The sequence below is a fragment of the Rossellomorea sp. H136 genome, from assembly GCF_056838065.1.
This window is the reverse complement of sequence record NZ_CM166371.1, coordinates 610,873-636,546: the sequence shown is the minus strand read 5'-3', so window position 1 is coordinate 636,546 and position 25,674 is coordinate 610,873. Positions and strand designations below refer to the sequence as shown.

General features: G+C 45.0%; 27 protein-coding genes. 8 read left to right on the top strand and 19 right to left on the bottom strand.

The window, feature by feature from the left end:
* Positions 1 to 75: 75 nt before the first annotated feature.
* Positions 76 to 843, bottom strand: coding sequence for a 3-hydroxyacyl-CoA dehydrogenase (locus ACYH0O_RS03245; RefSeq protein ID WP_482631110.1), 768 nt, complete (start codon positions 841 to 843; stop codon positions 76 to 78).
* A 433-nt stretch (positions 844 to 1,276) separates the two neighbouring features.
* Here ACYH0O_RS03245 and ACYH0O_RS03240 point away from each other — a divergent pair, with 433 nt between their 5' ends.
* From ACYH0O_RS03240 to ACYH0O_RS03225, 4 genes are all read left to right on the top strand, one after another.
* Positions 1,277 to 1,846: a DeoR family transcriptional regulator gene (locus ACYH0O_RS03240; RefSeq protein ID WP_482631109.1), complete on the top strand. Its 570-nt coding sequence runs from the start codon at positions 1,277 to 1,279 to the stop codon at positions 1,844 to 1,846.
* A gap of 17 nt (positions 1,847 to 1,863) precedes the next feature.
* Positions 1,864 to 3,207: a PepSY-associated TM helix domain-containing protein gene (locus ACYH0O_RS03235; RefSeq protein WP_482631108.1), complete on the top strand. Its 1,344-nt coding sequence runs from the start codon at positions 1,864 to 1,866 to the stop codon at positions 3,205 to 3,207.
* A gap of 16 nt (positions 3,208 to 3,223) precedes the next feature.
* Entirely contained in the window at positions 3,224 to 3,688 is a 465-nt protein-coding gene (locus tag ACYH0O_RS03230; protein WP_482631107.1) for a FixH family protein, read from the top strand.
* Between the two features lie 190 nt (positions 3,689 to 3,878).
* Positions 3,879 to 4,640: a DUF3891 family protein gene (locus ACYH0O_RS03225; RefSeq protein ID WP_149154311.1), complete on the top strand. Its 762-nt coding sequence runs from the start codon at positions 3,879 to 3,881 to the stop codon at positions 4,638 to 4,640.
* Between the two features lie 152 nt (positions 4,641 to 4,792).
* On the opposite strand, the gene ACYH0O_RS03220 is transcribed toward ACYH0O_RS03225, so the two are convergent.
* From ACYH0O_RS03220 to ACYH0O_RS03205, 4 genes are all read right to left on the bottom strand, one after another.
* Positions 4,793 to 5,884 (bottom strand): ABC transporter permease, encoded by a 1,092-nt coding sequence (locus ACYH0O_RS03220; protein ID WP_482631106.1) that lies wholly within the window; start codon positions 5,882 to 5,884, stop codon positions 4,793 to 4,795.
* Positions 5,881 to 6,807 carry an ABC transporter ATP-binding protein gene (locus ACYH0O_RS03215; RefSeq protein WP_482631105.1) on the bottom strand — a complete coding sequence of 309 codons (927 nt, stop codon included), beginning with the start codon at positions 6,805 to 6,807 and terminating at the stop codon, positions 5,881 to 5,883. The genes ACYH0O_RS03220 and ACYH0O_RS03215 overlap by 4 nt, the downstream gene beginning before the upstream one ends.
* 59 nt (positions 6,808 to 6,866) lie before the next feature.
* Complete coding sequence (locus ACYH0O_RS03210) at positions 6,867 to 7,295, bottom strand: DUF6526 family protein (RefSeq protein ID WP_482631104.1); 429 nt, start codon at positions 7,293 to 7,295, stop codon at positions 6,867 to 6,869.
* A gap of 99 nt (positions 7,296 to 7,394) precedes the next feature.
* The gene (locus tag ACYH0O_RS03205; protein ID WP_482631103.1) at positions 7,395 to 7,547 is read right to left on the bottom strand and encodes a hypothetical protein; all 153 of its coding nucleotides are present in this window, start codon (positions 7,545 to 7,547) and stop codon (positions 7,395 to 7,397) included.
* 50 nt (positions 7,548 to 7,597) lie between these two features.
* Between ACYH0O_RS03205 and ACYH0O_RS03200 the strand changes: the two genes are divergently transcribed.
* Entirely contained in the window at positions 7,598 to 8,059 is a 462-nt protein-coding gene (locus ACYH0O_RS03200) for a YusW family protein (protein ID WP_482631102.1), read from the top strand.
* Positions 8,060 to 8,124: 65 nt separating this feature from the next.
* Here ACYH0O_RS03200 and abc-f read toward each other — a convergent pair whose 3' ends face one another.
* Entirely contained in the window at positions 8,125 to 9,756 is a 1,632-nt protein-coding gene (gene abc-f / locus ACYH0O_RS03195) for a ribosomal protection-like ABC-F family protein (protein WP_482631101.1), read from the bottom strand.
* 419 nt (positions 9,757 to 10,175) lie between these two features.
* On the opposite strand from abc-f, the gene ACYH0O_RS03190 reads away from it, so the two are divergent.
* A complete protein-coding gene (locus ACYH0O_RS03190) occupies positions 10,176 to 10,949 on the top strand; it encodes a TerC family protein (protein ID WP_482631100.1) in 774 nt (257 codons plus the stop codon).
* Between the two features lie 63 nt (positions 10,950 to 11,012).
* On the opposite strand, the gene ACYH0O_RS03185 is transcribed toward ACYH0O_RS03190, so the two are convergent.
* From ACYH0O_RS03185 to ACYH0O_RS03170, 4 genes are all read right to left on the bottom strand, one after another.
* Entirely contained in the window at positions 11,013 to 12,134 is a 1,122-nt protein-coding gene (locus ACYH0O_RS03185) for an NADH-dependent flavin oxidoreductase (RefSeq protein ID WP_482631099.1), read from the bottom strand.
* Between the two features lie 138 nt (positions 12,135 to 12,272).
* Positions 12,273 to 12,557: a hypothetical protein gene (locus tag ACYH0O_RS03180; protein ID WP_482631098.1), complete on the bottom strand. Its 285-nt coding sequence runs from the start codon at positions 12,555 to 12,557 to the stop codon at positions 12,273 to 12,275.
* Positions 12,558 to 12,612: 55 nt separating this feature from the next.
* Positions 12,613 to 14,013 (bottom strand): 23S rRNA (uracil(1939)-C(5))-methyltransferase RlmD, encoded by a 1,401-nt coding sequence (gene rlmD, locus ACYH0O_RS03175; RefSeq protein ID WP_482631097.1) that lies wholly within the window; start codon positions 14,011 to 14,013, stop codon positions 12,613 to 12,615.
* A gap of 15 nt (positions 14,014 to 14,028) precedes the next feature.
* Positions 14,029 to 14,898: a DNA-3-methyladenine glycosylase family protein gene (locus tag ACYH0O_RS03170; RefSeq protein WP_482631096.1), complete on the bottom strand. Its 870-nt coding sequence runs from the start codon at positions 14,896 to 14,898 to the stop codon at positions 14,029 to 14,031.
* Between the two features lie 151 nt (positions 14,899 to 15,049).
* Here ACYH0O_RS03170 and ACYH0O_RS03165 point away from each other — a divergent pair, with 151 nt between their 5' ends.
* Positions 15,050 to 15,220, top strand: coding sequence for a hypothetical protein (locus ACYH0O_RS03165; protein WP_482631095.1), 171 nt, complete (start codon positions 15,050 to 15,052; stop codon positions 15,218 to 15,220).
* Between the two features lie 214 nt (positions 15,221 to 15,434).
* Here ACYH0O_RS03165 and pdaA read toward each other — a convergent pair whose 3' ends face one another.
* The 6 genes from pdaA to ACYH0O_RS03135 form a co-directional block, all read right to left on the bottom strand.
* Entirely contained in the window at positions 15,435 to 16,211 is a 777-nt protein-coding gene (gene pdaA / locus ACYH0O_RS03160; RefSeq protein WP_482631094.1) for a delta-lactam-biosynthetic de-N-acetylase, read from the bottom strand.
* A 107-nt stretch (positions 16,212 to 16,318) separates the two neighbouring features.
* Positions 16,319 to 17,107 (bottom strand): DUF2935 domain-containing protein, encoded by a 789-nt coding sequence (locus ACYH0O_RS03155; RefSeq protein WP_482631093.1) that lies wholly within the window; start codon positions 17,105 to 17,107, stop codon positions 16,319 to 16,321.
* Positions 17,108 to 17,408: 301 nt separating this feature from the next.
* A complete protein-coding gene (locus tag ACYH0O_RS03150; RefSeq protein WP_482631092.1) occupies positions 17,409 to 17,975 on the bottom strand; it encodes a DUF4825 domain-containing protein in 567 nt (188 codons plus the stop codon).
* A 121-nt stretch (positions 17,976 to 18,096) separates the two neighbouring features.
* Positions 18,097 to 19,653 (bottom strand): fumarate hydratase, encoded by a 1,557-nt coding sequence (locus tag ACYH0O_RS03145; RefSeq protein ID WP_482631091.1) that lies wholly within the window; start codon positions 19,651 to 19,653, stop codon positions 18,097 to 18,099.
* Between the two features lie 84 nt (positions 19,654 to 19,737).
* Positions 19,738 to 20,184, bottom strand: a complete 447-nt coding sequence (locus ACYH0O_RS03140) for a GNAT family N-acetyltransferase (RefSeq protein WP_482631090.1) — start codon at positions 20,182 to 20,184, stop codon at positions 19,738 to 19,740.
* Between the two features lie 347 nt (positions 20,185 to 20,531).
* A complete protein-coding gene (locus ACYH0O_RS03135; protein ID WP_034761313.1) occupies positions 20,532 to 20,714 on the bottom strand; it encodes an SE1561 family protein in 183 nt (60 codons plus the stop codon).
* Positions 20,715 to 20,829: 115 nt separating this feature from the next.
* Here ACYH0O_RS03135 and yfkAB point away from each other — a divergent pair, with 115 nt between their 5' ends.
* On the top strand, positions 20,830 to 21,957 hold the full coding sequence (yfkAB, locus tag ACYH0O_RS03130; RefSeq protein ID WP_482631089.1) for a radical SAM/CxCxxxxC motif protein YfkAB: 1,128 nt from the start codon (positions 20,830 to 20,832) through the stop codon (positions 21,955 to 21,957).
* A 383-nt stretch (positions 21,958 to 22,340) separates the two neighbouring features.
* On the opposite strand, the gene ACYH0O_RS03125 is transcribed toward yfkAB, so the two are convergent.
* From ACYH0O_RS03125 to ACYH0O_RS03115, 3 genes are all read right to left on the bottom strand, one after another.
* On the bottom strand, positions 22,341 to 22,523 hold the full coding sequence (locus ACYH0O_RS03125; RefSeq protein WP_482631088.1) for a hypothetical protein: 183 nt from the start codon (positions 22,521 to 22,523) through the stop codon (positions 22,341 to 22,343).
* Between the two features lie 104 nt (positions 22,524 to 22,627).
* Complete coding sequence (locus tag ACYH0O_RS03120; RefSeq protein WP_482631087.1) at positions 22,628 to 23,470, bottom strand: YfkD family protein; 843 nt, start codon at positions 23,468 to 23,470, stop codon at positions 22,628 to 22,630.
* 221 nt (positions 23,471 to 23,691) lie between these two features.
* A complete protein-coding gene (locus tag ACYH0O_RS03115) occupies positions 23,692 to 25,647 on the bottom strand; it encodes a hypothetical protein (protein ID WP_482631086.1) in 1,956 nt (651 codons plus the stop codon).
* Positions 25,648 to 25,674 lie beyond the last annotated feature (27 nt).

Below are 25,674 nucleotides of genomic sequence, written 5' to 3'. Positions count from 1 at the left end.
TGTGTTCTAAAACAAAAAAAAGATCAGAGGTTTTGAAACCTCTGATCTCGTGATTTACCTACTTTAGTATCCCCATTATTTCGGCTGCATGCGGATTGCCCCGTCGAGACGGATGGTCTCCCCGTTCAGCATCGTGTTTGTCAGGATACTTTCCACCAGGTGGGCGTATTCTACAGGATGTCCCAGACGCTTAGGGAAAGGAACCATTTTTCCAAGTGATTCAACTGCCTCCTCCGGTAACGATTCAAACATTGGCGTGTGAAACAAACCTGGCGCGATTGTCATCACCCGGATACCGTACGAAGCAAGTTCCCTTGCGATCGGGAGGGTCATTCCGACAACCCCACCTTTCGAGGCGCTGTAGGCTGCCTGTCCAATCTGTCCTTCAAATGCCGCTACCGACGCCGTATTGATGATGACACCCCTCTCTCCTAATTCGCTCGTTTCATTCTTCACCATGTGTTCCGAAGCCAATCGGATCACATTGAATGTGCCGATTAAGTTAATCGAAATCACCTTCGAAAACGTATCGAGAGAATGAATGCCTTTTCGTGATATCAGCTTGGACGCAATTCCGATGCCTGCACAGTTGACAACTGTATTAATCGTTCCGAAAGATTCCACGGCTTTGTCAATAGCGAGGGAAACTTCCTCTTCACTCGTTACATCCGTTCTGACAAACATGCTTCTTTCACCAAGTTCTTCCACAAGCGATTGGCCTCTTTCATCGGATAAATCCAATATGGCTGCTCTCCCACCCTCCTTGATGATCTGCCTCACTGTCGCTTCCCCTAAACCTGATGCTCCACCCGTCACGATGGCGATTGATTCGCTGATCTTCATTGAATGGCCTCCTTTTTATCTAATCAACTTTTATACTGCAAGATTTGTGCCAAGCTTGATTTGCCCCTATTTATAACGGTAAGAAGTTCCAAACTGTCCAGAATAAGGACACTTTGGACATTGAAAATTCGAGATCAATACATGACAACCTTGCACTATTGGTGTAAAAACCTGTATTGAAGTAAAATCAGGACTCTTCAACATTAATTAGGTATCCTATGATCCAAATCCCATTAGAATACGTTTTCTTAATGCCTCTGTATCAAGAATTAAAACCGAGAAACCCATTTGTGTGAAAAATATGAAGTACAATTGTCCATTGTGTTACAAATCAACATTTTTTCACATTTACCAACAATCATTTTCTTGAATAACCTATGATCCTTCCATACTATTTAACTATAAAGCGATTTCATTCGAAAGGACGTTTATTATGCTGCCCATCGACAGACAACAACTGATTTTAACCTGGCTGGAAGAGGAAGGGACACTTCGTGTATCGGAAATCAGCTCCCGCCTTGAGGTTTCGGAAATGACGGTATATCGGGACTTGAAGCCTCTCCTTGAAGAGAACAGGGTTCACAAAACCTCCAATGGTATTTCAGCCATTAAGGATCAAGGCATTCCGACGAATACTTGCATCTATTGCCTTAAGCCGGCTACTTCCAGATGGTCGGTTCAATTGGTGAAGAAGGATCACACAATCGAGCAGGCATGCTGCCCTCACTGTGGATTACTCCGTTACGGGGACATTCAGGGAGAGGTCGTGCAGATCATGTGTCGTGATTTCTTAACGGATATGACGATAAGTGGGAAGACCGTCACTTTCCTGATCGATGCCGACTTAAACCTGAACTGCTGCCAGCCCCAGGTGATCGCATTCGAATCGAACAAGCAGGCCCTTCAATTCCAATCAGGATTTGGAGGGCATCTTCACAGCTTTCAAGAGGCCATCGCCGTCATTTCAGAAGAAATGTCGGGCTCAGACTGCTGTCATGACTAAGAAAAGAGGAATCTACTATGCGTAAAAAGTCGAACATGTCTCCTTATCAAACGATTTGGAGATGGCATTTCTATGCCGGGATCATCATTTCCCCGTTCTTGCTCATCCTAGCTGTGACGGGGTCCATTTATCTATTCAAGCCCCAGATCGAACAGAATCTTTATAAAGAATATTACGAGGTCAAAGCACAAGGGGAGAAACTTCCTGCTTCTGAACAAATCGAAGAAGTGAAGAAACTCCACCCCGAAGCACAAATCACCAAGTATCGTCCGGGAGAAAGTCCCGAACGCTCCAGTGAAATCGGTATCAGCACCGACGATGGGTTGGCCACTGTCTTCCTGGATCCCTACACCGGAAAATCACTTGGCGAGTTAAAGCCTGAAGACCGGATCATGGATAAAATAGTGGAATTCCATGGGGAACTGATGGCCGGAACTATCGGAGACCGTATCGTTGAGCTTGTCGCCTCCTGGGCCATCGTTCTGATTGTCACCGGATTATTCCTATGGTTTCCACGTAAGAAGGACAAGCTGTCGGGAGTGTTCTTCCCCCGTTTCGGTAAAGGAAAGAGCATCCTGCGCCGGGATCTTCACGCTGTACCGGCTTTCTGGATTACAGCGGGAATGCTGTTCCTGATTATGACAGGCTTGCCTTGGTCGGGCTTCTGGGGAACGAACTTCCAGAATCTCATGACGAATGCAGGTGCCGGATACCCTCCATCGATTTGGACAGGAGAAGCACCACAGTCCGTTGTGAAAACAAAAGAAATCGCCGACGTCCCATGGGCAGCGGAAAACCTGGACGTTCCTGTATCCGCACTCGATGGCTACACTCCCGTATCAATCAATGATGTAGAGAACATTGCCGAAAGAGAAGGAATCGATCCCAGCTACACTGTATACATTCCAGGGGATGAGAAAGGCGTCTATACCCTATCTGCCTTTCCTGCCAAAGCTCAGAATGAGGTCACCATGCACCTTGATCAATATTCAGGAGCTGTCCTGGCTGATTATCGTTTCGACCATTACGGTATCGGCGGGAAAATCGTCGCGATGGGCATTACCCTGCATACAGGCACACAATTCGGTTTCATCAACCAATTGATCAGTCTCTTCATTTGCCTAGGGATTATCCTGGTGGTGGTAAGCGGATTCTATCTATGGTTAAAGCGGAAACCGAAAAAAGCAATGGGCGCACCGAACGGGCCAAGCATCCTGAAAATGAAGCTCTTCTTGCTTCTCATGATTGTCTTGGGCATCCTCTTCCCACTGGTTGGAGTTTCCTTGATCATCATCTTGCTTCTTGACTGGCTGGTTATCAAACGGATCCCTGCATTAAATAAATTCCTCGGTGCGGAATAAGAAAGGACGATACTTCATGAAAAATCGTACGAAATATCTTAGTCTCATCCTTATCTGCTTGATGCTCGGAGCCTGTTCCCCGAAAGAGGATGCAGCCGAGCTTTACCGTCAGGAATCCCCGCTTCAGGCGGATATCACCTTGCCTGAAGACTTTTCCGGAAGTGAGCCGATCAAGATTGCCCTCACACAAAACAGTCAATCGGTCGATGATGCTGATTTTGTCCATTTCGAAATATGGAAAGGTGACGGCTCCTTCCATGATCAGATGGAAGAAGCCGAAAATGCCGGGGACGGGAACTATACATTCAACAAAAAGCTGACGGACGATGGACTCTATTACATCAAGGTCCATGCCGCAAGCAACGGATCCACCATCATGCCGACCCTGCCTTTCGCTGTTGGTGAGCTGTCCAAGGCTGATGTCGAAGCCCTGAATGATCAAACTCCAAATGATAGTGGAAACCATGATTCTCACCACTGATTGAATGAGTGAAAAGAACCGAAAGCAGATACTTGCTTTCGGTCTTTTTTTGAATAAATGGCTTATTTCACCTATGATCATACTAAGTAATGGAATCATTCCCCTTATATTATTCCCGGCAAGATTCAGAGACTTCAACTTTTGCTATAATGGATTCATAGACAAGCCCACAGAAAGGAGCCCATTCTTCATGATTATTCGCGAAACCAAGGATTCATTTATCATGATCAGGCAGCACGACCACGCCTTTTTATCAGGTGAAACCATTAAACACCTTAAACCTTCTCTACTAAAATCAGATTCATTCTTTAACGATGCCTTATATGCAGCCTATCAGCATGACCGGAGCTGGATCGGTTTGGACGAGACCCCGATTTGGAATGACAGGGAGAAGATCCCCTTCACCTTTTCTGACTACCCCCTCCTGCCAAAGCTCGCATTCTATAAAATCGGGGTGGACGAGATCGAGAGGGTGAACACCTATGCGAGTCTCCTGTGCAGCCTGCACTTCTGCTCCTTCTTTTCCCAATCTGAAAAGAAAGACTGCCTTGTTTTTTTAACAGGAGAAGCCAGAAGACAAATGAAACTTAAGGAATCGTTTCCTGACCTTGATGAAGAATTACTACAGCAGCATTTCCACATACTCCAATTCTCAGATAACCTGTCCTTATACTTATGTCTAAATGAGCCGGGTGTCGGCAAAGAAGACGAGCATCCGTGGTTTAGGAGCGGCTTCAAAAATACAGAGATATTTCACCCTGATCATCAGCCACTCACAGCCCGATGGATGAATGAAAATGAAGTGACCCTTGATCCTTATCCTTTCGACAAGGACTTCCATGTATCGTTGCAGTACAAAATGGTCTCTAAGAGCTTGATTGAAGAGGTGGGGATTGCTGAGGCTTACACGGAGAGTGATATGGAAGAAAAGAAGATTTTCTTTCATCAATAAATAAATACATGTGGACGGTTCTCTTGCTTCGGAAGCATCAGAACCGCACCTTGAAGGATGAAAAAGAAGTGGAAACGAGTCAAACTGCGAAGGATTTGGAGAAGAGGGCCTGAAAAAGTCCAATCGGGTTGATCCGATTGGACTTTTTTATTTTACTCCCACTTAAACACATAACTAGCCAGCGCAAACCCGCCAACCAGCCAAGCACCCAATATCAGTGTCTCCGTACCCAATTCCAAAAACGGGGTCCCAAGATTCATCGTCTCCCGCAACGCCGAACTCAGATGAGCGATCGGCAGCACCTTCACGATCGGTTGGATGAGATCCGGCATATTGTTGATCGGGAAGAATACTCCACCAAGGAACAGCATGGGAAATGTCACGAAACCTGCAATCGGTCCGGCACTTTCCGGGTTCTTCGCCATGCCGGCGATGATAAAGCCGAGTGCCATAAACGCAAGGGTCCCAAGGATGATGAAAAAGATCATCGCAAGCCACGAACCTGCCACGTTGATGTCAAAGATGAGATCGGCGATCAGGACGACGAGCAGTGCCTGGGTTCCGTTCAGCATCAGGCGCGCCGTGATCTGGGCCGCGATGAACGTGGATGCTTTCAATCTCGTCCCCTGCATTCTCCGGAGGATTCCCCGTTCACGCCAGGCGGAAATTTGACCAGCGACCCCGTTCATGTTGTTGCTCATGATCATCATGGCGACGATCCCAGGTACCAGGAAATCAACATATCGAAGGTTCAGCGCCTCGATTCCTACTTTCTCAACCGTCACTAACGGCTTATAGTCAACCATGTCCTTGCTGTATTGATCGATGATGCCGTTCACCACCGTCAATCCAAGCTCTGACGTGGTCAGGTTTTTCTCGTTATAGTATACAGGAAGGGAGGAAGCCTCGTTCCCGTCCTTCAGGTTCTCTTCATATCCTTTAGGAATTTCGATCAGAAGCTGGATATCCCCATTTTCAACGGCTTCTTTTCCCGTTTTGACGCTCTCATATTTTGTGGTCTCGATTCCCTCATTTTTATAAAATAAGTCCTTTAAGTCTTTCGATGCATCGGTGTCATCCCTGTCTGTCACCCCTACAGTTAACGAGAGTGAATTCCCCCCGCCTGCAAATGATCCCAACGCCACCATCAGGATGACCGGGAAGAGTAACGTGAAGAAGAGGACCTGCTTGTTTCGTCCAAAGATCCGTAATTGTGCCAAGGTTAACTGCCAATAAGCTCTCATGATTCCCGCAACTTCCTTCCTGTCATATGAATGAAGACATCCTCTAATGTCGCCTGGCGCGTCTCGAGATCCTGGATTTTCAAATGATGTTCCGTCGATATGGAAATCAGGGAGGTCAGTGCCAGCTGAAGCTCATCGGTATAGAGCTGGACGAAGGTATCCTTGATGGCCGCTTCTTCGACTCCATCCATTTTCATGAACCACTCCTGTTCAGGCGGATTGTTGAGATGAAATTCAATCGTACTCGTTGACTGCAGAGTTTTGACCAGATTCGTCGGTGTGTCAAGGGCGATCAGTTCTCCTTGATCCATGATGCCGATTCTGTCACAGAGCACATGGGCTTCATCCATATAGTGCGTGGACAGAATCACCGTCTTCCCCCGTCCCTTCAACCGCAGCACAATGTCCCACAGCGTCCGTCGCGCCTGTGGATCCAGTCCCGTCGTCGGTTCATCCAGAAACACAATCTCCGGATCATGGATCAACGCAAGGGCAATCGCGAGCCGCTGCTTCTGCCCGCCCGACAGACCCTTGATCCGGTCCTTCCTCTTCTCGGTCAGGAGCATATCCTCGATCAATTGATTGATGTCCACATGACTCGGGTAAAAGCTCGCATACAAATGAAGGATCTCCTCCACCTTCAACAACTCAAACAAAGAAGTAGACTGAAGCTGAACCCCGATCACCTCTTTCACCTTATTCACGTCTTTCCGCACATCGTATCCAGCAAGTTTGGCCGTCCCTTCATCCGGCTTCCGAAGTCCCACGAGCATCTCGATCGTCGTCGTCTTCCCGGCCCCGTTCGGACCAAGCAACCCGAAGATCTCACCCTTTTCCACCTGGAACTTCACTCCCTTCACTGCCGTAAAGGAGCCATATCTTTTCACTAAATCTTTTACATCCACCATGACTTCATTAGGCATAATGAACCTCCTTTAACAAAAATGTAACCGCCCAAGAGTGAGCGGTCCTTCTGTGTTGTTTATACGCGATGATGATCTGCACGCCAATTTTGTATGGCTTTTTTAATGTCGTTAGGTGATAAGTTCTCTGTCACTGCTCTTTCCACTAACACTGGAAATTCTTCATCTGGCGCAAAGCGGAGCGCGATCATCTGCTTCAGTGATAACCTGGCATCGGGAGATTTCCCCGTCAAACGATAATAACGAAAGCTTTCCTCCGTGCGGATGATGCGATCCTGAAGCTGAAGAGCATAGGTTCTAAGCTTTACCCCTATCAGGATGATCGTCAACACAACAAACAGCACAACAAAGCTTAGTAAAGTCTCTGTCCCGACATTCTTGACGAAAAACGTAATCGTCAGGATGAGTGTAATGAGGGATAAAAGTGCAATCCCAACATGATAGGCCGGATCGATCTTACTGTGGTTTTCATAGTTTTGCTGTTTCATACGTACCTCCTGAGGTTTGTAGATTCATTATAACCTAGTTGCGCAACAAAAAAGAGCACACTTAAGAATAATATTCTGGTTTGCGAACTACAATTCCTTTTAAATCCAAATCTTATCGACACCAAGATAAATCCCTAATGGCAATCCATTTGTGCACATATTAATGGTTGTTCCTTTTAAAAGGCGGCTTCTTCCAAAGGCATTGCTTAGTGCAATGCCTTTTTCCTGTTGAATAGCTGGCCATGATTTCATTTTTCCACAATTGGGTAAACTATCCTTATCATCATAAAGGAGGTCATTGTATGAAAAGTAAAACAACATGTATCTTCGCTGTTCTGTTCTCGTTGGTTCTTTTAGCCGGCTGTAATGACAAGGAAGAGGTAAAGAACCCTCCTGAAAATGCACCAGTTGAGGACACAGCCAATAATAATGAGGGGGCGAAAGATGAAGCTTTTCCTTTTGCAAACTTTGATTTAGAGGTTGATTACAAGGAAAATAGAACAATCGACGTGGATTACGAGAACGAAAAAAACTCGACGGAAGCGAAATATCAGGATGATCTCAATGATCAAAATCTGACTTCTGATGAAGCGATGGATAAGCTTACCCCGATCTTCGAAGATTTTTCGTTTGATCAGGATACCGATGAACAAGAGGTCATCAAACAAGTGAAAGAAGCATTTTCAGTTGAGGATGGCTATGAGAAGTTCGAGCTGGAGATCACATTCCCTGATGGGACGGAAAAAGAATACAGAGAAATGTAAGCATCTGCTTTCTTTCAAACAAAGGGACAATTCAATCTTTTTTATTCGATTGAATTGTCCCTTTTTTACTTCATCTTATTTATTTGTTCCGTCAGCTCTTTAAATTTCCGATCCAGTTCTTCATATTCCTTATCCCCTGGCATCATAAAACTAAGCCTTCCCAACACTTCCTGTCTCTCCATCTCAAGCTTCAACCGCAATTCCTCCTGGTCATCCCGTTCTGAAGCAGGCTCATTCAGCTGCTTTTGAATCCTGCCCTCCGCGATCACGAGTTTCGTACTCGTCGTTTTCTCTAGAAAATAACGGTCATGTGACACGACGATCAACGTTCCATTGTATTGCGAAAGGGTGTCCTCCAGTTGTTCACGGGAGGCCAAATCGAGATGATTCGTCGGCTCGTCGAGGATCAGCACATCCCGTTCCTCCAAGATATACTTCATCAGCTTGCACTTTACGCGCTCGCCCATACTCATATTCCTGATTGGTTCCCGCCAGTGGGTCGTCTGGAATCCCAAGTGCTTCATGAGCGTCTGGACTTTCCCTCTTTCCTCGAAGGTTTCCTTGTGGAAAAGCTGTTCAGGCGTTTCGTCAAGAGGAAGGTCGAACACTTCCTGCGTCAGATAGCCGATTTGTGCAGATGGTGAAATCCATATATCCCCGTCTGCCGCCTCCTGCCCCAAAATCATCTTTAATAGTGTCGTCTTCCCGCTTCCATTCGGTCCGATGATTGACACCTTTTCCCCATGTTGGATTGTAAAATTGGCCTTTCTGAATAGTATTCGTCCCTCAAAGGCTTTCGTCAGATCTTTCACTTCCAAGAACCGCTTTCCTGTCTTATGCGTCGCCTTAAGCGAAAATCGCACAGAATGCTCTTCCTCAACCGCATCCACCTTTGCTTTCTCAAGCTCTTTCTCAAGAAGCTTCTGCTTCGATTTCACCTGGCTGTCCGTACGTTTTGCTTTTACCCGGTAGTATTCTTTAAATCCTTCCTGTTTCGTGGACTGAGCGTGGGCTTTTTGTGACCAGGATGAGAGCTCTTTCATCTGGCTTTCGATCCGTTCCACCATTTTCTGCTGCTTTTCATACTCACGCTGTTGAGTCAGCCTTCTCTGTTTTCGTGCCTCCATATAGCTCGAATAATGGCCCCGATGCTCAATCAGCTTCCCATGTTCGATCGCCCAGATCTTTGTCACCGTTTCATCTAAAAAATACCGGTCATGGGACACGAGAATGATCGTCCCTTTATACTCCTTGATCTGGTTCGTCAGGAGTTTCATGCTATGCTGATCCAGGTGGTTAGTCGGTTCATCCAACAGAAGGAGGTCGGCATTCTTCGCAAACCCTTTCGCAAGCCGGGCCTTCAGCTTTTCCCCGCCGCTCAGCTGCTCAAACTCATGATTTGGCACATGCCATTTTTCCAGCAACCTGGCTTCAGAAGGTGTCGGGTCGTCAAAGGAATAGGACTCCGCTTCCTGTTCGACCATACCGGTGTTCAAGTCGTGATGTAACCACTGGATTGTACCTTCGGAAGGCACTAAATCCCCGTGTATCAACTGAAGCAGAGTAGACTTACCGGCGCCATTCTGCCCGATGATCCCGATGACATCCCCTTCCTGTACACTCGCATTGACCCCTTTAAAGATAGGCTGATCCATTATTTCATAGCTTATATTCACTAACTTCATTAATTCTCTCATACCATTTTCCCCTCTCATCAAAGGGAGAACAAAAAAAATCCTCCCCATTCATCTGGAAGGATTAGCCGTACCTGTCGCGCTCAAAGAAAGCCATTTGGAAATCAATAGCTCAGACGATGTATAAAGATGGGCAGACTAATCCTATTTTGGTTAATTTGAAATATGGAATTTCAAACGTCGCGAAAATAAGATCAGTACTTCATCGTCCACCCATCACTCCTGTCATATTCAGTAAATTCACTATATCATGAAATGATTTGGAAGTGCAAAAGGAAATTGAGAATATCTAAAAAAACCCAATACCAATAAAGGATTAGATTCACAATCAGTGGTATGATAAAGACTGAGGACTAGTATTACATTAACTGGTCGACCAGCTTAATGTGTTGGCTCGATGTTAGTGGAAAGGAGCACTTTATTTGGAATCAATCTGGTTAGAATATGGATGGACATTACTGATCCTAATCGGCCTTGAGGGATTGTTATCTGCAGATAATGCCCTTGTTCTCGCCGTCATTGCGAAACATCTTCCGGACGATGAGAAGAAAAGAGCCATCAAATACGGGATATTCCTTGCCTTTGCCTTTCGTTTTGGTGCCTTATTTGCGATTTCCTTTATTGCAAATGTCTGGCAAATCCAGGCGATCGGTGCAGCCTACCTTCTTTACCTGGGCTTAAAGCATGTCATCAAAGCACGTTTTGGAAAAGAAAACGAAAATATTCGTGAAGACACAGAAGAGGAAGCTGCCGGAAAAGGCTTTTGGCCGACAGTCGGGAAGATTGCATTGGCTGACCTCGCCTTTGCGATTGATTCGATCCTCGCTGCCGTGGCCCTTGCCCTTGGACTCCCTGATTCTCCCCTTGATGATTTTGGCGGGATGGACGGCGGACAATTTATCATTGTTGTCCTCGGAGGAATTGCCGGGCTGATCTTGATCAAATATGCAGCAACCTGGTTTGTGCAGTTGCTTGAGAAGCGCCCTGCTTTAGAGACAACCGCATATGCGATTGTCGCCTGGGTCGGGGTGAAGCTTGCAGTTATTACACTGGCTCATGAAGACATTCACATCCTGGATCACGATTTCCCTCACAGTACCCTTTGGACCATCACGTTTTACGGAGTCCTTGTGGCTATTGCCCTATTTGGGTGGTTCGCACCGGGAAACAAAGAATCTCAGCATAGTGACGGTTAATTATGAGAAATGGAAAACGCCCTGTGAAGATTCACAGGGCAATTCTTTTTCAAGACTGACACCTTACACTCCCGGGAACCAGCCAGGCGTATTCACGATCGCATTCCATAACGGATCGGGAACCACCAACTCTTCCTGTTTCCCTTTATCAATCTCAGTTACGATATCATCTTCTCTTCCTTCTTTAATCTTCTTCACCCAATCAGGGTCGATGATCAATTCGCGGCCGAGAGCCAATAGCGGAACGCCGGACCCGAATGCTTTATGAGCATCCTTCGCAGAATAGATCGAGCCTACTCCAATTAGTGGTGTGCGGTCACCGATTGTTTCTAATAGGTAGTCTATTCTGGTTTTCTCTAAGTCCTCTACACCTCTTCTTGGTTTAGAGAAGAAATCGAACAGGGATATATGGAGATAATCAAGTTCTTTATCTGCCAATGCATCCACAAGGGTAAGGGTATCACCCATCGTGAATCCATGATCTTCGGGTTCTTCAGGTGAAAAACGGTATCCCACTAGGAATGATGGATCTGCATGCTCCTCCACCACACTCTTCACCTTATCTACAATGGCAAGTGGAAAGGTCATGCGCTTCTCTATGCTGCCGCCAAAACGATCTTCTCTCTGGTTCGTCAACGGTGAGAAGAATTGATGGATCAGATATCCATTCGCTCCGTGAATCTCTACGCCATCATAGCCCGCTTCAATCGCGCGGCGGGTCGTCTCACCGAAGGCTTCTATGATATTCTCAATCTCTGCCGCTGTTAAGGCTCTTGCTTTCTTCTCGCCGTTTTCACCCATTACGTCACTGGCGCTCACTACATCCCCGTCAGGAACCAGATCAGGCGGGCATTGTACACCTCCGTGGAAAATTTGAAGAACGGCTTTTGCGCCCTGGTCTTTGATTCCCTTCGCCAAACGTTCAAGGCTCGGGATCATCTCGTCGGAATCCCCGCCGAACTCACCAGGGAATCCTTTTCCATCAGGGGTGACATATGTGCAGGCAGTAATCACCATACTGACATCTTTTGAACGTCTTGCATAGTAGTTGACCTCTGCTTCCGTTACGTTACCCTGCTCATCCGATGAGAAATTCGTCATAGGTGCCATGATGATGCGGTTCTTCAATTCTACTCCGTTTTTAAATGTATAGGGAGATAATAACTCGTCGTATTTGCTATTCATGATTTAGCCTCCTTGTAGTTATTCAAGGGACATCTTAATAGATAAACAGGTTTTTTGACCAGACATCCGCTTGAAGGATGTACCTGCATTATCTAAAAGGGCATCCCTCAATGATTGAGGGATTCCCTTATTTTTGCTTTAGAGTGTAGTTTTAACCAGGTACTTGAAAAAATTCTTTACGGCTTCTTTAGAGAGATCGATGTCGCCAGCATTTTCTATATCAACAATAATTGGGGTAAAGTCATCGCCATCACGAACAATGGAATACCCATCTCTTTCTTCAAAGATTCTCTCTATCCCACAGCCGTATTCAATATCTGTGATCACAAAACCATCATTTAATCTATATCCAATTGTATGTGAATAGTAGTGACTTTCATGAATATCATCATACCTCAAATACCTTACCTTCACTTCTTCCACTTCGTCTCATCCTTTCTCCTGAAAGTATTATCAAGAAAGAGGCTGCCTACCATTTTTACTTTAGAACCAGCTTCGCCACAACCTCCACGTGTGCCGTCTGCGGGAACATATCCACCGGCTGCAGATACTCGACAAGGTAATGCTTTTTCAGGTAATCGATATCCTTTGCCAGGGTAGATGGGTTGCAGGATACATACACGAATGTCTTGGGTTTCACTTCTTTTAACGTATCAAGAAGCTTGTTGTCGCAACCTGTTCTCGGGGGATCGACTACGACGACATCCGGACGCCACCCTTCGTTCTTCCACTTAGGCATGAGCGTTTCGGCACCTCCGACGAAATATTCGGCGTGATCGACTGCGAATTTCTTTGCGTTCTTCTTCGCGTCATCGATTCCTTCCTTGATGACATCCATTCCGCGGATTTCTTTCGCTCCGTCAGCAAGCCATAAACCGATGGTTCCGACTCCACAGTAGGCATCGACCACTTTTTCTTCGCCTGTAAGGGCAGCTGCTTTTTTCGCTTCATTATACAGCTTGCTCGTCTGGATCGGGTTCAGCTGGAAGAATGCACGGGCCGATAGTTCGTAGGTGAACTCTTCCAGGCGTTCTTCTATGCTTTCTTTACCTGATAGATGGATTGTTTCATCTCCGAAGATGAGTGCCGTTTTTTTCGGGTTGATGTTTTGGGCGATGGATACGACTTCAGGGAGACGTTTCTGGATTTCCGAAATCAGTAATTCCTTGCGTGGAATCTTCTTCTCCGCAGTGACGAGTACGACTTGAACTTCGCCTGTTTCAAAGCCGACACGGGTCACGATCGTTTTCAGGATCGGCTTCTTCTTTTTATCATCTAAGACAGGAATGTTGAAGTCGTTGATGATGCGCTTGATTTCAGTTGTCACTTTATTTGTCAGCGGGTGCTGAACGATACACTCATCGATGTCGATCAGCTTGTTTGAGTTCATGCTGTATAGGCCTGCAATGGCCTTGCCGTTTTGGGTCCCCACTTGGAACTGGCTTTTGTTCCGGTAGTGCCATGGATTGTCCATTCCAATCGTCGGACGGATTTCCATGTCTTCTAATCTAAGCTTCGTGTGACGCTCTAGGGATTGAAGCAGGATGTCCCGTTTAGCATCCAGCTGTCCTTCATATGAGAGATGCTGAAGCTGACAGCCTCCACACTGCTCATATACCAGGCATGGCGCTTTTGTACGCTGAGATGACTTTTTCCGGATCTTTTTAATGCGGGCTTCGGTGAATTTCGGGTGGACCTTGGTCACTTCGACGACCACTTCTTCCCCTGCAAGGGCTCCAGGTACGAAGACGATCTTTCGTTTAAAGAAGCCGACTCCTTCACCGTTGATGCCGATTTTTTTTATCGTTAGAGGAAACTGTTGTTTCAGCTCGATTTTCACTTCATTGCTGTGTTGCTTTTTTGCGTATTGCTTCTTCATTGGTTCACGTCCGTTCTATTCGATACTTCTCCATAAATACAAGGATGCATAGCTTAAATAAGGATGCCATGATGCGCTGAATTGGTCCAGCTCGTCCATGGTCGGTTTCTGTTCCATTTGAAATAATTTCTTGATGGCATTTTGGATGCCTATATCCGCTTTCGGGAAGAGATTCGGCCGACCCAGTCCGAATAACAGGAAGCTTTGAGCTGTCCATGGGCCAATGCCACGAATTTTTGTAAGTTCCTTGATGACTTCTTCGTCCGGCTTCACTGCTAGTTTGTCCATACCCAGTTCTCCGTTAGACACCTTCTGTCCGATTCCAATCGCATATTCCGCTTTCCGCTGACTGAATTGCAGCTCCCGCAGTTCTTCCACGGTGAGACAGGCGACTTTTTCCGGTGATGGATAGAACCAGACTCCGTCCTTTTGCCAGCCGTGTTTCGTGACGAAACGATGGGTCAGGGTGAAGGCAAATTTCAGGTTCAGCTGCTGGTGAATGATGCTTTTGATAATCGTCGCAAACGGGTCGAACTCCAGAATGATGGGCGTGCCGATATGCTCTTCGAAAATCGGCTTTAGATCGGTTTGCAGAAAGTGCTCGTGCATGTCCCGTAGACCGGTGTGCCACTGGAAAATGTCCGAGATACGGTTCTGCTTCTCTTCAAGATTCTCTTCATTTTCAAAGGTGATGCTGAACTCAGGCTCTTCTGTTGTGCCTTTTGCCTGAACCTTGATGACCTCGCCTTTCCCCTCAGGGAGATAGTATGGAACCTTCACACTTCGGTCTACCTGATCCACTGCATTCAACGGATCCAGCGCCAGCCTCTCCAGTACCCGGTCAAAATCATACGGACCTTCAACCTTAACATTCCTTATCACCATCGTCCTCATCCTTCCGCACAAAACTTGTATGTGTATTATAGCATACCGTGGGTGTAACACTTCAACGTTGTCGTTCATCTAATGCAGTAGCTAAGGGACGGACCTCATGGAATTTCTGAAAGGGATGATTTGGTTGGTGAGGAGATTGATAATGGCTGGTTTTTTCCTTTTATACTGTGTTGGTGGTTGTGAAGTGCCTGGGGATCAGGTGGAGACCGAAGTGGGGAAACAGGGGGGAGCTTATGAGCCTGTAGAAACAGATATAGTGAATTTTCATGGGAATATAGAGAATATGGAGTGGTTTGAAGAGTTTAAACGTTAGGGACTCACGTCGGGATCCGTTTGGAAGTGGTGAGATTGTAGAGAAGTCCTGCGAGAATATCGAGTATGTACAAAAAGGGGAAATGGCGGATAATTTGTTCATGTTGACCGATTGTAATCGGAAAGATGCCGATAACAGCGTACTTTGGTACTAAAGAGTTCAGGGACGGACCTCATTTCCTAGGACCTGGTCCTAGGAATGATGGTCCGTCCCTCTATTTTTTCATCATTGGATGTTCATCCAGACTTTTGAAGGTGTAGCCTCTTTTCTTGAGGTCTTTGATGGCTTTTTCCATGGCGTCTGCGTTGTCTTTGGAGACGGAGTGCAGAAGGATGATCGCGCCTGGATGGGCTTGGGCCATGATATTGTCGTAAGAGTATTGCCAGCCTCTTTGCTGATCGGTTTTCCAATCGATGAAGGCGACTGACCAAAAGACGTGGGTGTAACCTTCTTCTTTCGCGATTTGAAGCGTACGCTCTGAGAATACACCTCTTGGTGGTCGCAAGTAGTTCATTTCTTTCTGACCTGTCAATTCCTTCGTTTTCACTTTTACTTTTTCCAGCTCTTCCCGTATTTTCTGATCGGAGCTAGCCGTGAAGTCCGGGTGATGCCAGGAATGGTTCCCTACGATATGCCCTTCCTTCACCATTCGCTTGACCAGGCCTTCAGCGCTTAGTAGGTAGTGACCGGTCACAAAGAAGGTGGCGGGTACTTTCTCCTGTTTTAATACATCAAGGATCTGTCCCGTGTAGCCATTTTCATATCCATTATCAAAGGTCAGATACAGGACTTTTTTATCCGGTGAACCCTTGTAAAAAGCATCATATTTATCAAGCAGCTGATCATGCTGCGCCCCTGCTTCTGCTGGAACTTCATTCTGACTCTTCTTAAATCCCCAGCCTATCGGGTTATTCGAGACTGCATAGGCTTGGGCGGGAATTGCCAATACTAATATTGACGCTATAATGAACACTTTTAGTGAATTCCGCAAAATTGAACCCTTCTTTCACATTCCGTTTCCCTTAGTTTTTGAGAACGGGAAGGATTCATGTGTACTAAAAGTATCCAATAGTTAGAGCGGTTATCATACCCCAACCTTTATTTCTTTTGCAAACTCGCTTCAAATAGATCGATGATTTCCAGGAATCGTTCTGCTTCTCTAAATGTGTGATCAGCCAAAAGTGGATGGATATTACTTTTGATCCTGCATTCTTCAATTAATTCTCTTGCGGTTTTCTTGAAATCACGTAATGACTTAACTGAAACCTTATTTTGATTCAGAAATTGATTCAACATCGGCTTCGTTTCTGATTGTGGACGCATGGAGTCTAAATCAATAGCTTGAAAAACCAGTTGATCGAAATCCTGGCTGAACTCTCTCGCCTGCTCAACTAATTTCCGTTCGGAAGGATCCAATAGATGTCCGATAAACTTCGCGTGATCGGCCATGATTTTCAGAAAGAATACATTTTCCTGGATTACGGAATCCTGTTCTGGTACAAGTTTCCCCTCATTCAATTCCTGCAGACGTTTGGCAAAGAATGCAGCCTCTCTGCTAATATGATCCACTAACAATGGATAATTATTAGAACGGATTTCACATCGCAATGTCAAGCCTAATATTTTCCGCTTATAGTTCCAAATCGCAGCTGCCGCTTGATAAACTTCGGTGTTAAATGCCTGAATTTGCCGCACATCCGTGTTGATAGAGTATTTATTCAGCTTCTCCTCGATTCTTTCGAAAACTGCAATGAACTGTTGTGCTTCTTCAATTAATTGCTTCTGATCATACGTGAATCCCAAGCTCAGAAACAACGCATGCTCCTTCATAATTCTCGACCAGAATTGAATCTCATCTAAAGATCGAGCCACGATCGGATTTGTCATATGTTCTTCCCCCTCCACTCTCACTCTTCCCCCTCATACTTATGTAGATTTATTTAAGATAATACTTTAAATATGTTGAATTCAAGTAGTTCATAAGGAAAAAAGATTCCTTCTATTGTTACAAAAGGAATCTTCGAGAGGGACTGACAGTAGAATGAAGGGTAGATGATTATGTAACTTGTATGCATCACGATAAAGGTTCTACAAAAGATTGGGTTTGTATCAAGGCATATGTCTCAGGTCACCCTGATATTTCATCTTCCGTCGAAGAGAGACACGTTTAAGAGATAAGGTCCGTCCCTCACTCAAAAAACGCCTGATACTTCGTTGCCATTTCTGTTAGTTTTCCGTTATGTTCATCGATGAATTCAGATACATTCTTTTTGTCCCAGATGGCTTGGCCAGTTGGGAATTCTTCAAATTCATCCTGGAGGTTCTTGACCATTTTGTCCCTTGAAACGGATACCATGGATTCGTCTACCTGGAAATGATATTCCTGGGCATTCGGAACGAGTAGGGTCAGGTAGATGGCGGTGTAATAAAAGTTCTTCCGGTCAGCATGATTACCATCAAACCAAAACTCATCTACATCACTTTGAGAAAGGCCCCCTTCTTTATTGCCGTAGGTCACCTTCACCATTTCCCCTGAAAGGTCGATTTCTTGAATGGTTTCTCCACCAGGCAATTCCTGAAGGATCGCACTGACCTTGGAGTTATCCCCCACATAGGTTCCGCTGTTTTCTTTTAACGTATCAACATTCACATCTTCAATTGAAGTGATGTTCGACTTTTCACTATTACTTGCACACCCTGTTAAGAACACCATTAAGGAAAGAAACAATATGCTCACTAATTTATTGAAAATCATCGTAGCCCTCCAGATCCTGTTTGTATGTAATACGAAAGAATGGTCTTTATGGTTTCATATTTTAACATAAATACCCAATAGAAAAACCACCCCGCATCTTTAACGAGGTGGTTCTTTTTCCTTATATAAAAACAGGCTCTTTAAACTGAGCTAATTTTTCCAACGACGATTTATCCACTTCTTCATGCAGGCTGTTTCCATGGGAATCCATCGTTACAACCGCTGTGAAGCCTTCAACATTCAGGTGCCACATCGCTTCAGGAATGCCAAACTGCATCAGATCCACTCCATCTACGCCTTGGATGCAATCTGCATAGTACTGAGCCGCTCCACCGATGGCATTCAGGTACACTCCACCATGATCCTTCAAGGCAGCCAGTGTTTTCGGACCCATTCCACCTTTCCCGATGACGGCACGGATTCCAAAACGCTTCATGATGTCCCCTTGATAAGGCTCTTCACGAATCGATGTTGTCGGGCCAGCGGCTTTCACGTGCCAGTTGCCCTCATCGTCCTTCAGCATAACCGGACCACAGTGATAGATGATTTGGCCATCAAGATCCACTGGTGCATCATTCTCACTCAAATGCTTGTGAATCGCGTCACGTCCAGTGTACATACGGCCGTTGATTTGAACCACATCTCCCACTTTCAACTCACGTATTTTTTCTTCCGTGATCGGAGCTTGGAGTACCACAACGTTTGGTTGTTCCCCGGATGAAGCCGCTGCCGTTTCAAGCTCAGCCTCTGATTTTTGAGTAAGATCGATCTTCTCACCTTCCTGATAGAACCATTCGTCGATACCGCCTGATTCTACATCAAGCTTCACCCCTAAACGACGGAACGCCCAGCAGTTATAGGCAACTGATACGAAGAAGCTTGCAGGGATACGATTCATCACGCCGACTTTACAACCAAGTAGAGTTGTTTCACCGCCGAATCCCATCGTGCCGATTCCAAGCTCATTCGCATTTTCCATCACATACTCCTCTAACTTACGGAGATCTTCATTCGCATTCACGTCATCAACGGAGCGGAATAATTGTTCTTTGGCCAGATCATAGCCTGAAGAACGGTCTCCCCCGATTCCGACGCCGATGAATCCGGCACTGCAGCCTTGTCCCTGTGCCTGATAGACCGAATGCATCACGCATTTACGGATGCCATCAAGGTCCCGTCCGGCACGGCCAAGTCCTTCAAGCTCACATGGAAGGCTGTACTGGATGTTTTTATTTTCACAACCTCCGCCTTTTAAGATCAGGCGCGCATCGATGTAATCCTTTTCCCACTGCTCAAACTTGATGACCGGTGTCCCTAAGCCAAGATTGTCTCCTGAGTTTGCCCCCGTCAATGAATCAACAGAGTTTGGACGAAGCTTCCCGTCCTTCGTCGCCTGTACCATTGCAGCATAGATCGCTTCTTTGATTTCAAGCTGATTCACGCCGACCGGTGTTTTTATTTTAAAAGTCGGAAGTCCTGTATCCTGACAAATCGGTGATACATTGTCATCCGCCATCTTTACGTTATTTGAAATCGTATCCAAGCTCATCGCCGAACGCGTACCGGCGTTCTCACGGGCTTTCGCCGAGCTGATCGCACGCCTGACATCCTTTGGCAGGTTCGTGGATGTTTCCACAATCAAATCGTACATACTTTGCTGTAATGTCTCTTTATTCATCGTTCTCCCCCTCTAAAGATCTCAAAAACAGTCTTAATTTTCATACATCATTATACTCCTATAAGAATAAGATTGAAAGGGATTTCACAATGGAATTTCCTTCTCGAAATAACACAAAACTTCATCTTCTTCCTTATAAATGTATCCGTTGTTTTGGTAAAATCGGATGGCGTCAGCCCAATGTTTGTTGGTTTCGAGGATAAGATAGCGAGCACCAAGGGAAAGTGCTTTTTCTTCCAAATACATGAGCATGATGCGGCCGAGACCGCGTTTCCGATATGGAGATAAGACAGACATTCTCACAATCTGATACGTATCCCGGGTTTCTTTTCGGATAGCACCGGTGCAAATGATCTCATCGTTTTCTTTTCCTATAAAAAAATGATGCTGAGTACCATCATACTCTCCTTTAATGTCATGAATATCGGGATTCATGGTATGATCGATGAACCCGAATCGTTCGAGGAAACCGGACAGGATCACGTTTTTTGCCTGCTCGCAGTGGTTTTTTTCTATGGGTGTGATGATCATGGGGATGGATCGCTCCTTTAATAGATGTTTTTATGTAAGTTTGACGTTTTGGTGGGGAAATCCTGCTTGGTATTCTTGTCTACTATCCTGAATAGGATGAAGGGTGGGGTTTACCGATAGCTGTCGGCTGGTTTATGGGGTGGGTATAAAACTTGTTGACCGTTATGAATTTTTATCGACCGTTATTTGAATTTATCGACCGTTATTTCATTTTATCAACCGAAACCATCCATATATCGACCTTTCTACAAAATCCAACAAATGTCGTACACAATCACAATCACCTCACAGCCCACCACCAATCAAAGGTCCGTCCCTCAAAAAAATAAGAGTCCCATCCAGGACTCCTACTCACTCTTCTTAAATTGCTCGCATTTTACTTCTATATCATCGATCATTGCGATCAGGCGATCGATATCGTCAATGTCAGCTTGTTCGGGATCGATTGAGTCCAGAACGTCGACGAACAGGTTCAGGCGTTGTTTTAAGTAGCTCACTTGTGAGTCTTTATCGTTGATTGCTTTACCCAAGAGTTCTCTCTCCTTTCAATACGTTTACTATGGTAACCAATAACTTTCGGATTGACAAGGGCTGAGCGTTTCTCAATAATGAATAGGTGACTTATTAATAAAGGAGCTTTTACGAATGAAAACTGATACTCTCTCCAAGAAAATGTCGATTGACCATGATCCTTGGGAGGCTTACTTAGATGTGGATGAGCATGGTGACATCACGCTTTCCAATATAGAATTCACCACTACTACGCTCTGTAACATGAGATGCGAGCACTGTGCCGTCGGTTATACGTTATCCCCGAAGGATCCAAGCGCCCTTCCCATTGAATTGATTCTACAGAAGCTCGACGATATTAAAACACTTCGTTCTCTTAGTATTACCGGTGGAGAGCCGATGATGTCAAAGAAGTCCGTTGAAAATTATGTCTTGCCATTACTCAAGTATGCACATACCAGAGGCGTCCATACCCAAATCAACTCAAATCTGACCCTGGATCTTGACCGATACTTATTAATTGCCCCTTACCTGGATGTCCTGCACATCTCTCACAATTGGGGAACGATCGATGAGTTCATCGATGTCGGCTTTGCCAATATGGAACGAAAACCAACGAGGGAGCAGCGCAAGAAACTTTTTGACCGCATGATCGAAAACAGCCGTGCTCTTTCTGAACGGGGAGTCCTTGTTTCAGCAGAAACCATGTTAAATAAAAACACCCTGCCTTACCTGGAAAAAATCCATCTACAGGTTGTCGATGAAATGAAGTGCGGTCGTCACGAAATTCACCCAATGTACCCTTCTGATTTTGCGTCAAGCTTAGAAACCCTTTCATTAGAAGAAACCAGGGAAGCGATCAGAAATATTCTTTCCTTCCGTGATGAAAGTGTATGGATGCTATTTGGAACACTTCCATTTTATCCATGCAGCTCTTCACAGGAAGACTTGGATTTTCTGAAGGAACTTTATGCTGCTAATAATGTCACCGTCCGCAATGACCCTGACGGCCGTTCTCGTCTGAATGTAAATATTTTCACTGGAGATGTCATCGTCACTGACTTCGGCGACACTCCGCCACTTGGAAATATAGCAAAGGATACTCTGCCTGCCATTTTTGAAAAGTGGAAACAACAACCTCTTGCGAAAGAGTTGAATTGCCACTGTCCAATGGCTCGCTGCCTTGGCCCGAATGTGCTCGTAAAGTCTATGTATTATGGAGATGTTGATTTCTCGAAGCGTGAAGCGAAGATTTCCCGTTAAAATCGAATGCGAAGGCTCAAATCTGTTATGGGTTTGGGCTTATTTCATGGAACTTGGATCTAATTTTCTATTATTGACTAACTTTCAGGCCTTGTTGTGCCAGTTTACAGGTTTGTTGTGCCACTTTGGCTGTTTGTTGTGCCACTTCCACCCAAACTTGTGCCACTTACCAGGATTGTTGCGCCAAATTGTGAACAAATCACCAATCGTCCACCAAATACACATTCCAAACACGCTACTTAAACACCATTATTCCTCCAACATAAGGTCCGTCCCTCCAAACCCATTCAAATACACAAATATCACTCCATTTCCCTTCCCAAAACCAAGGTCCGTCCCTCACGCAAAAAAAGAAGCACAACGGACATTCATCCGGTGTGCTTTTATCCGATTGGGCCGCGGTCGTTTTTTTTGATGGGTTGAGATATTTTTTCAAGGGCTGGATCCATTGCATTGTATTTTTGTTTTTTTATCTCAGCATGGATCTTTGCTCTTCTTGCTCCAAACCATACTCTTAATGTGATGAACGCCACTAATAGGCCTCCAAAAATAAGTAAATACTCCACGATATCCCTCCTTCAATTCTGAATATTCTAATTATTATAACATATCAAGGAAAATAATAAAAGAGTGAAATAGGTTTTACCCCATTTCACTCTTCTTCAAACAATTATCTTGGTGTTTCGCTCGCCATGAAGCCGAAGTGGACGTGATCCTGGACTGGAATCCATGCCCCCACTCCTTGGGATGTTACATTTTTCACGACGACGGAGCGTTTTGTTCCTTTCATCTCAAGGAATACTTCACCATAGGTTACTTTTCCTTTTTCGTTAATCGCCGGAGCGTAGGCATAGAGGTATCCAAGACGTTTAGGTGAAATGTTGTACACCTGATCCTTCTTCGTCCCTGCTCCTACAATCGTTTGGAATGCAAGTGGCAGCTTGGATTTATCCATTGCTTTGATGAGCATCATTTTTTCTACATCATCTGCGTGTGGAACTTTAGCCGTCAATCCGCCCTTCACTACTTTTTGTGCTTCCTGGACATAGTGAATTTGATAGTTGGATTTTCCGCCGCGGTTATCGAAGTAGTTCGTGTTGACCTTTTGATACTCCCAGTTAGGGGATGTCTCGGTTGAAGCATAGTTTAAAGGCCATTCCCCTAAATAGATCGTTGCCCGTAATCCAATGGTTGGTGCTTTATTCATGGTGGATTCATTCAGCATACGGATCAGATTCGGGTTTTCTATTTTCACATTCGATGTTTCGATTAATTCCTGGGACCATTCACTCGGTTGGAGATATGGTTGATCCTGGGTTGAGTTAGGATACGTATTTTCCTTTGCGATATTTAATACTGAGTTTGGCATCTTTACTCTGGTATCTTCAGCTGGTTTCGGAGCTTTCTCTGTCGCTTCCTTTTTTTCTTTTTTAGGATTATTTTCAGCGTGAATACCCGTTGTTGCAACGAAAAATGCGAGTATGACCATAAGAACAGTGCGCATGATTTTCATGAAATTGACTCCTTTCAAACTAAACTTAAGGGTTTGCCGTTAGTTTTTCCTAGTTGGAAAAGCTTATCCCAAAAACTTTATTTGATAGAAAATTTACATAATTCAAATATTAATCTATACTATTATTGAAAAGAAAACAGTCAGGCCCTCTGACCGTTTTCAATCATTCCTACATTCCCTAAAAAAAGCAGCTGAGTTCATGATTGAACTCAGCTGCTTTTTTAATCATACTCACAGGAACATTCTTCAGGTGGACAAACACATTTGATGTGTACGTCATATAGTTTGGTGGAAATCTTCTTTCCGTCAATGATGACAAATGCTTGGATTGAGAGATGTTCATGCATTCCGTATTCAGGAATGACTTTTGCTGAATAGTTCCCTTTCCCGTCTGTGATAGCAGGGTTGGGTACGATGGTACCCTTAAAGTGTTCTTCTTTCACTTCAAAGTGAACCTCGATATCTTCAAGTGGCCTGGAATCACACAGCACTTTCCCAGTGATGCGGCCTCCTTTGCATCCTACATACGGCGGAACATGAAACGTCAGTTTGACTTCACTGCATTCCTTGCAGCCCGCATAAACAAAGGCTTTTTCTGAGATTTCCTCATCCCCTACCATGGCGCTTGCCGAATACATGACGTCTTTAAATAGCGTATTCGGCGGCACTTTGACGTCACTCGTAAACCTCCCATGTTCATCTGTAGACACAACATCAGGTTCAAACCTTAATACCGGACTAGACAATTTCACTTTCACATTATCCAACGGTTCCTTGTCACATCTAACTTTACCGCTCACCTTTCCACAGCAGTCTATCTCTTTTATATGATCCAGTTCAATGGTCGGATCTTTGCATTGGCAATGAATTTTGACTGTTTTGATCATTGACTTGATCATCTTGTCGCCAAAGATTGTCATCGCCTGAATGGATATGTCTTCAGATTTTCCCGAGATAGGTGTGATCATTGTTTCATATTCACCTTGCTCATTAGTCCAGACAGGGATGGGGTTTACTTCCACAGCACCTGGCGATGAATCTATGATAGTAATCATGATCGCAGCATTTCGGATAGGGGTTCCGTCACATGTTAATTGTCCGGTCAATTTAGTACCTTCACAAGGGATGACTTCGCATGGCACTTCTAGAGTAAGTTTAGGTTTTTCACACTTATTACAGCCTGCAATGACTTGGTCAGTGTCCTTCACTGTTTTCCCACTCACCACTGCTTTGGCTGTATAGAAAGCAGACTGAAACTTAGTTCCGTTTTTCACCTTTACGACCGACGAAAATTCTCCTTTCTCGTTGGTCACTGGAGCAGAATGCCTAAACTTTAGAATTGGTGAACCAGTTAGTGTTACCGTGATATTCGCTTGTGGTACGCCATCACAGGTAACTTTCCCACCCACGACGGCACGGCAATCTATTTTTTTAAATTTATCTAACTTTATGTCCGGTTTTTTACATTTGACGCAGCGAACCTTCACTTCTCTTGTTTCTGAGGTAACCGTTTTCCCTCCGATTTTCGTTGTTGCTGTAATCGTAATGGTCTCATTCACCTCTGGAAAAAGGACCAGGGCTGCCGTAAATTTCCCGTCCCCCTGTGTAATCGCAGGGTTTGGAGTGATAACGACACGCTTGGATTGTGATTCAATGATAAATGAAATGGCAGCATTCCCTATTGCCCTTCCATCGCAAATGAGTCGTCCAGAAAGTTTTGCACCCTTGCACCCGACAGGCTCCTTGATCGGGTCCAGCGTAAGTTCAGGATGTTTACATTTAATACAATCCACTCTCACTGACATCGAATCCCTGACTGTTTTTCCGATGACCACTGCCGTTGCGGTCACGATGATGTTTGGTATGATCGAAGTTCCTGGAGCCACCGTCACTTTCGTTGAAAACCGGCCGGTGCTGTCCGTGAGAGGAGTAGGGTTATCAAAGACCAGTCCCGGGAATGATGAAGACAGATTAACCGTGACACCTTGGAGGGGTTGATAATCACATAGCACTCTACCACTGATGATGCCTTCACAGCTGATCGTTCCAATGGCATCTAATTGTATCGTTGGATTCGTACAACCTTCAAACGGGAAAATCCCGGAACATCCCCTGGGAGGTAAATCGATATTGCAATCAATGAATTTTACTAAGGATGGTTTTTTCTTTTTTCTCACTATACTCATTCCTTTACACAAAACTCT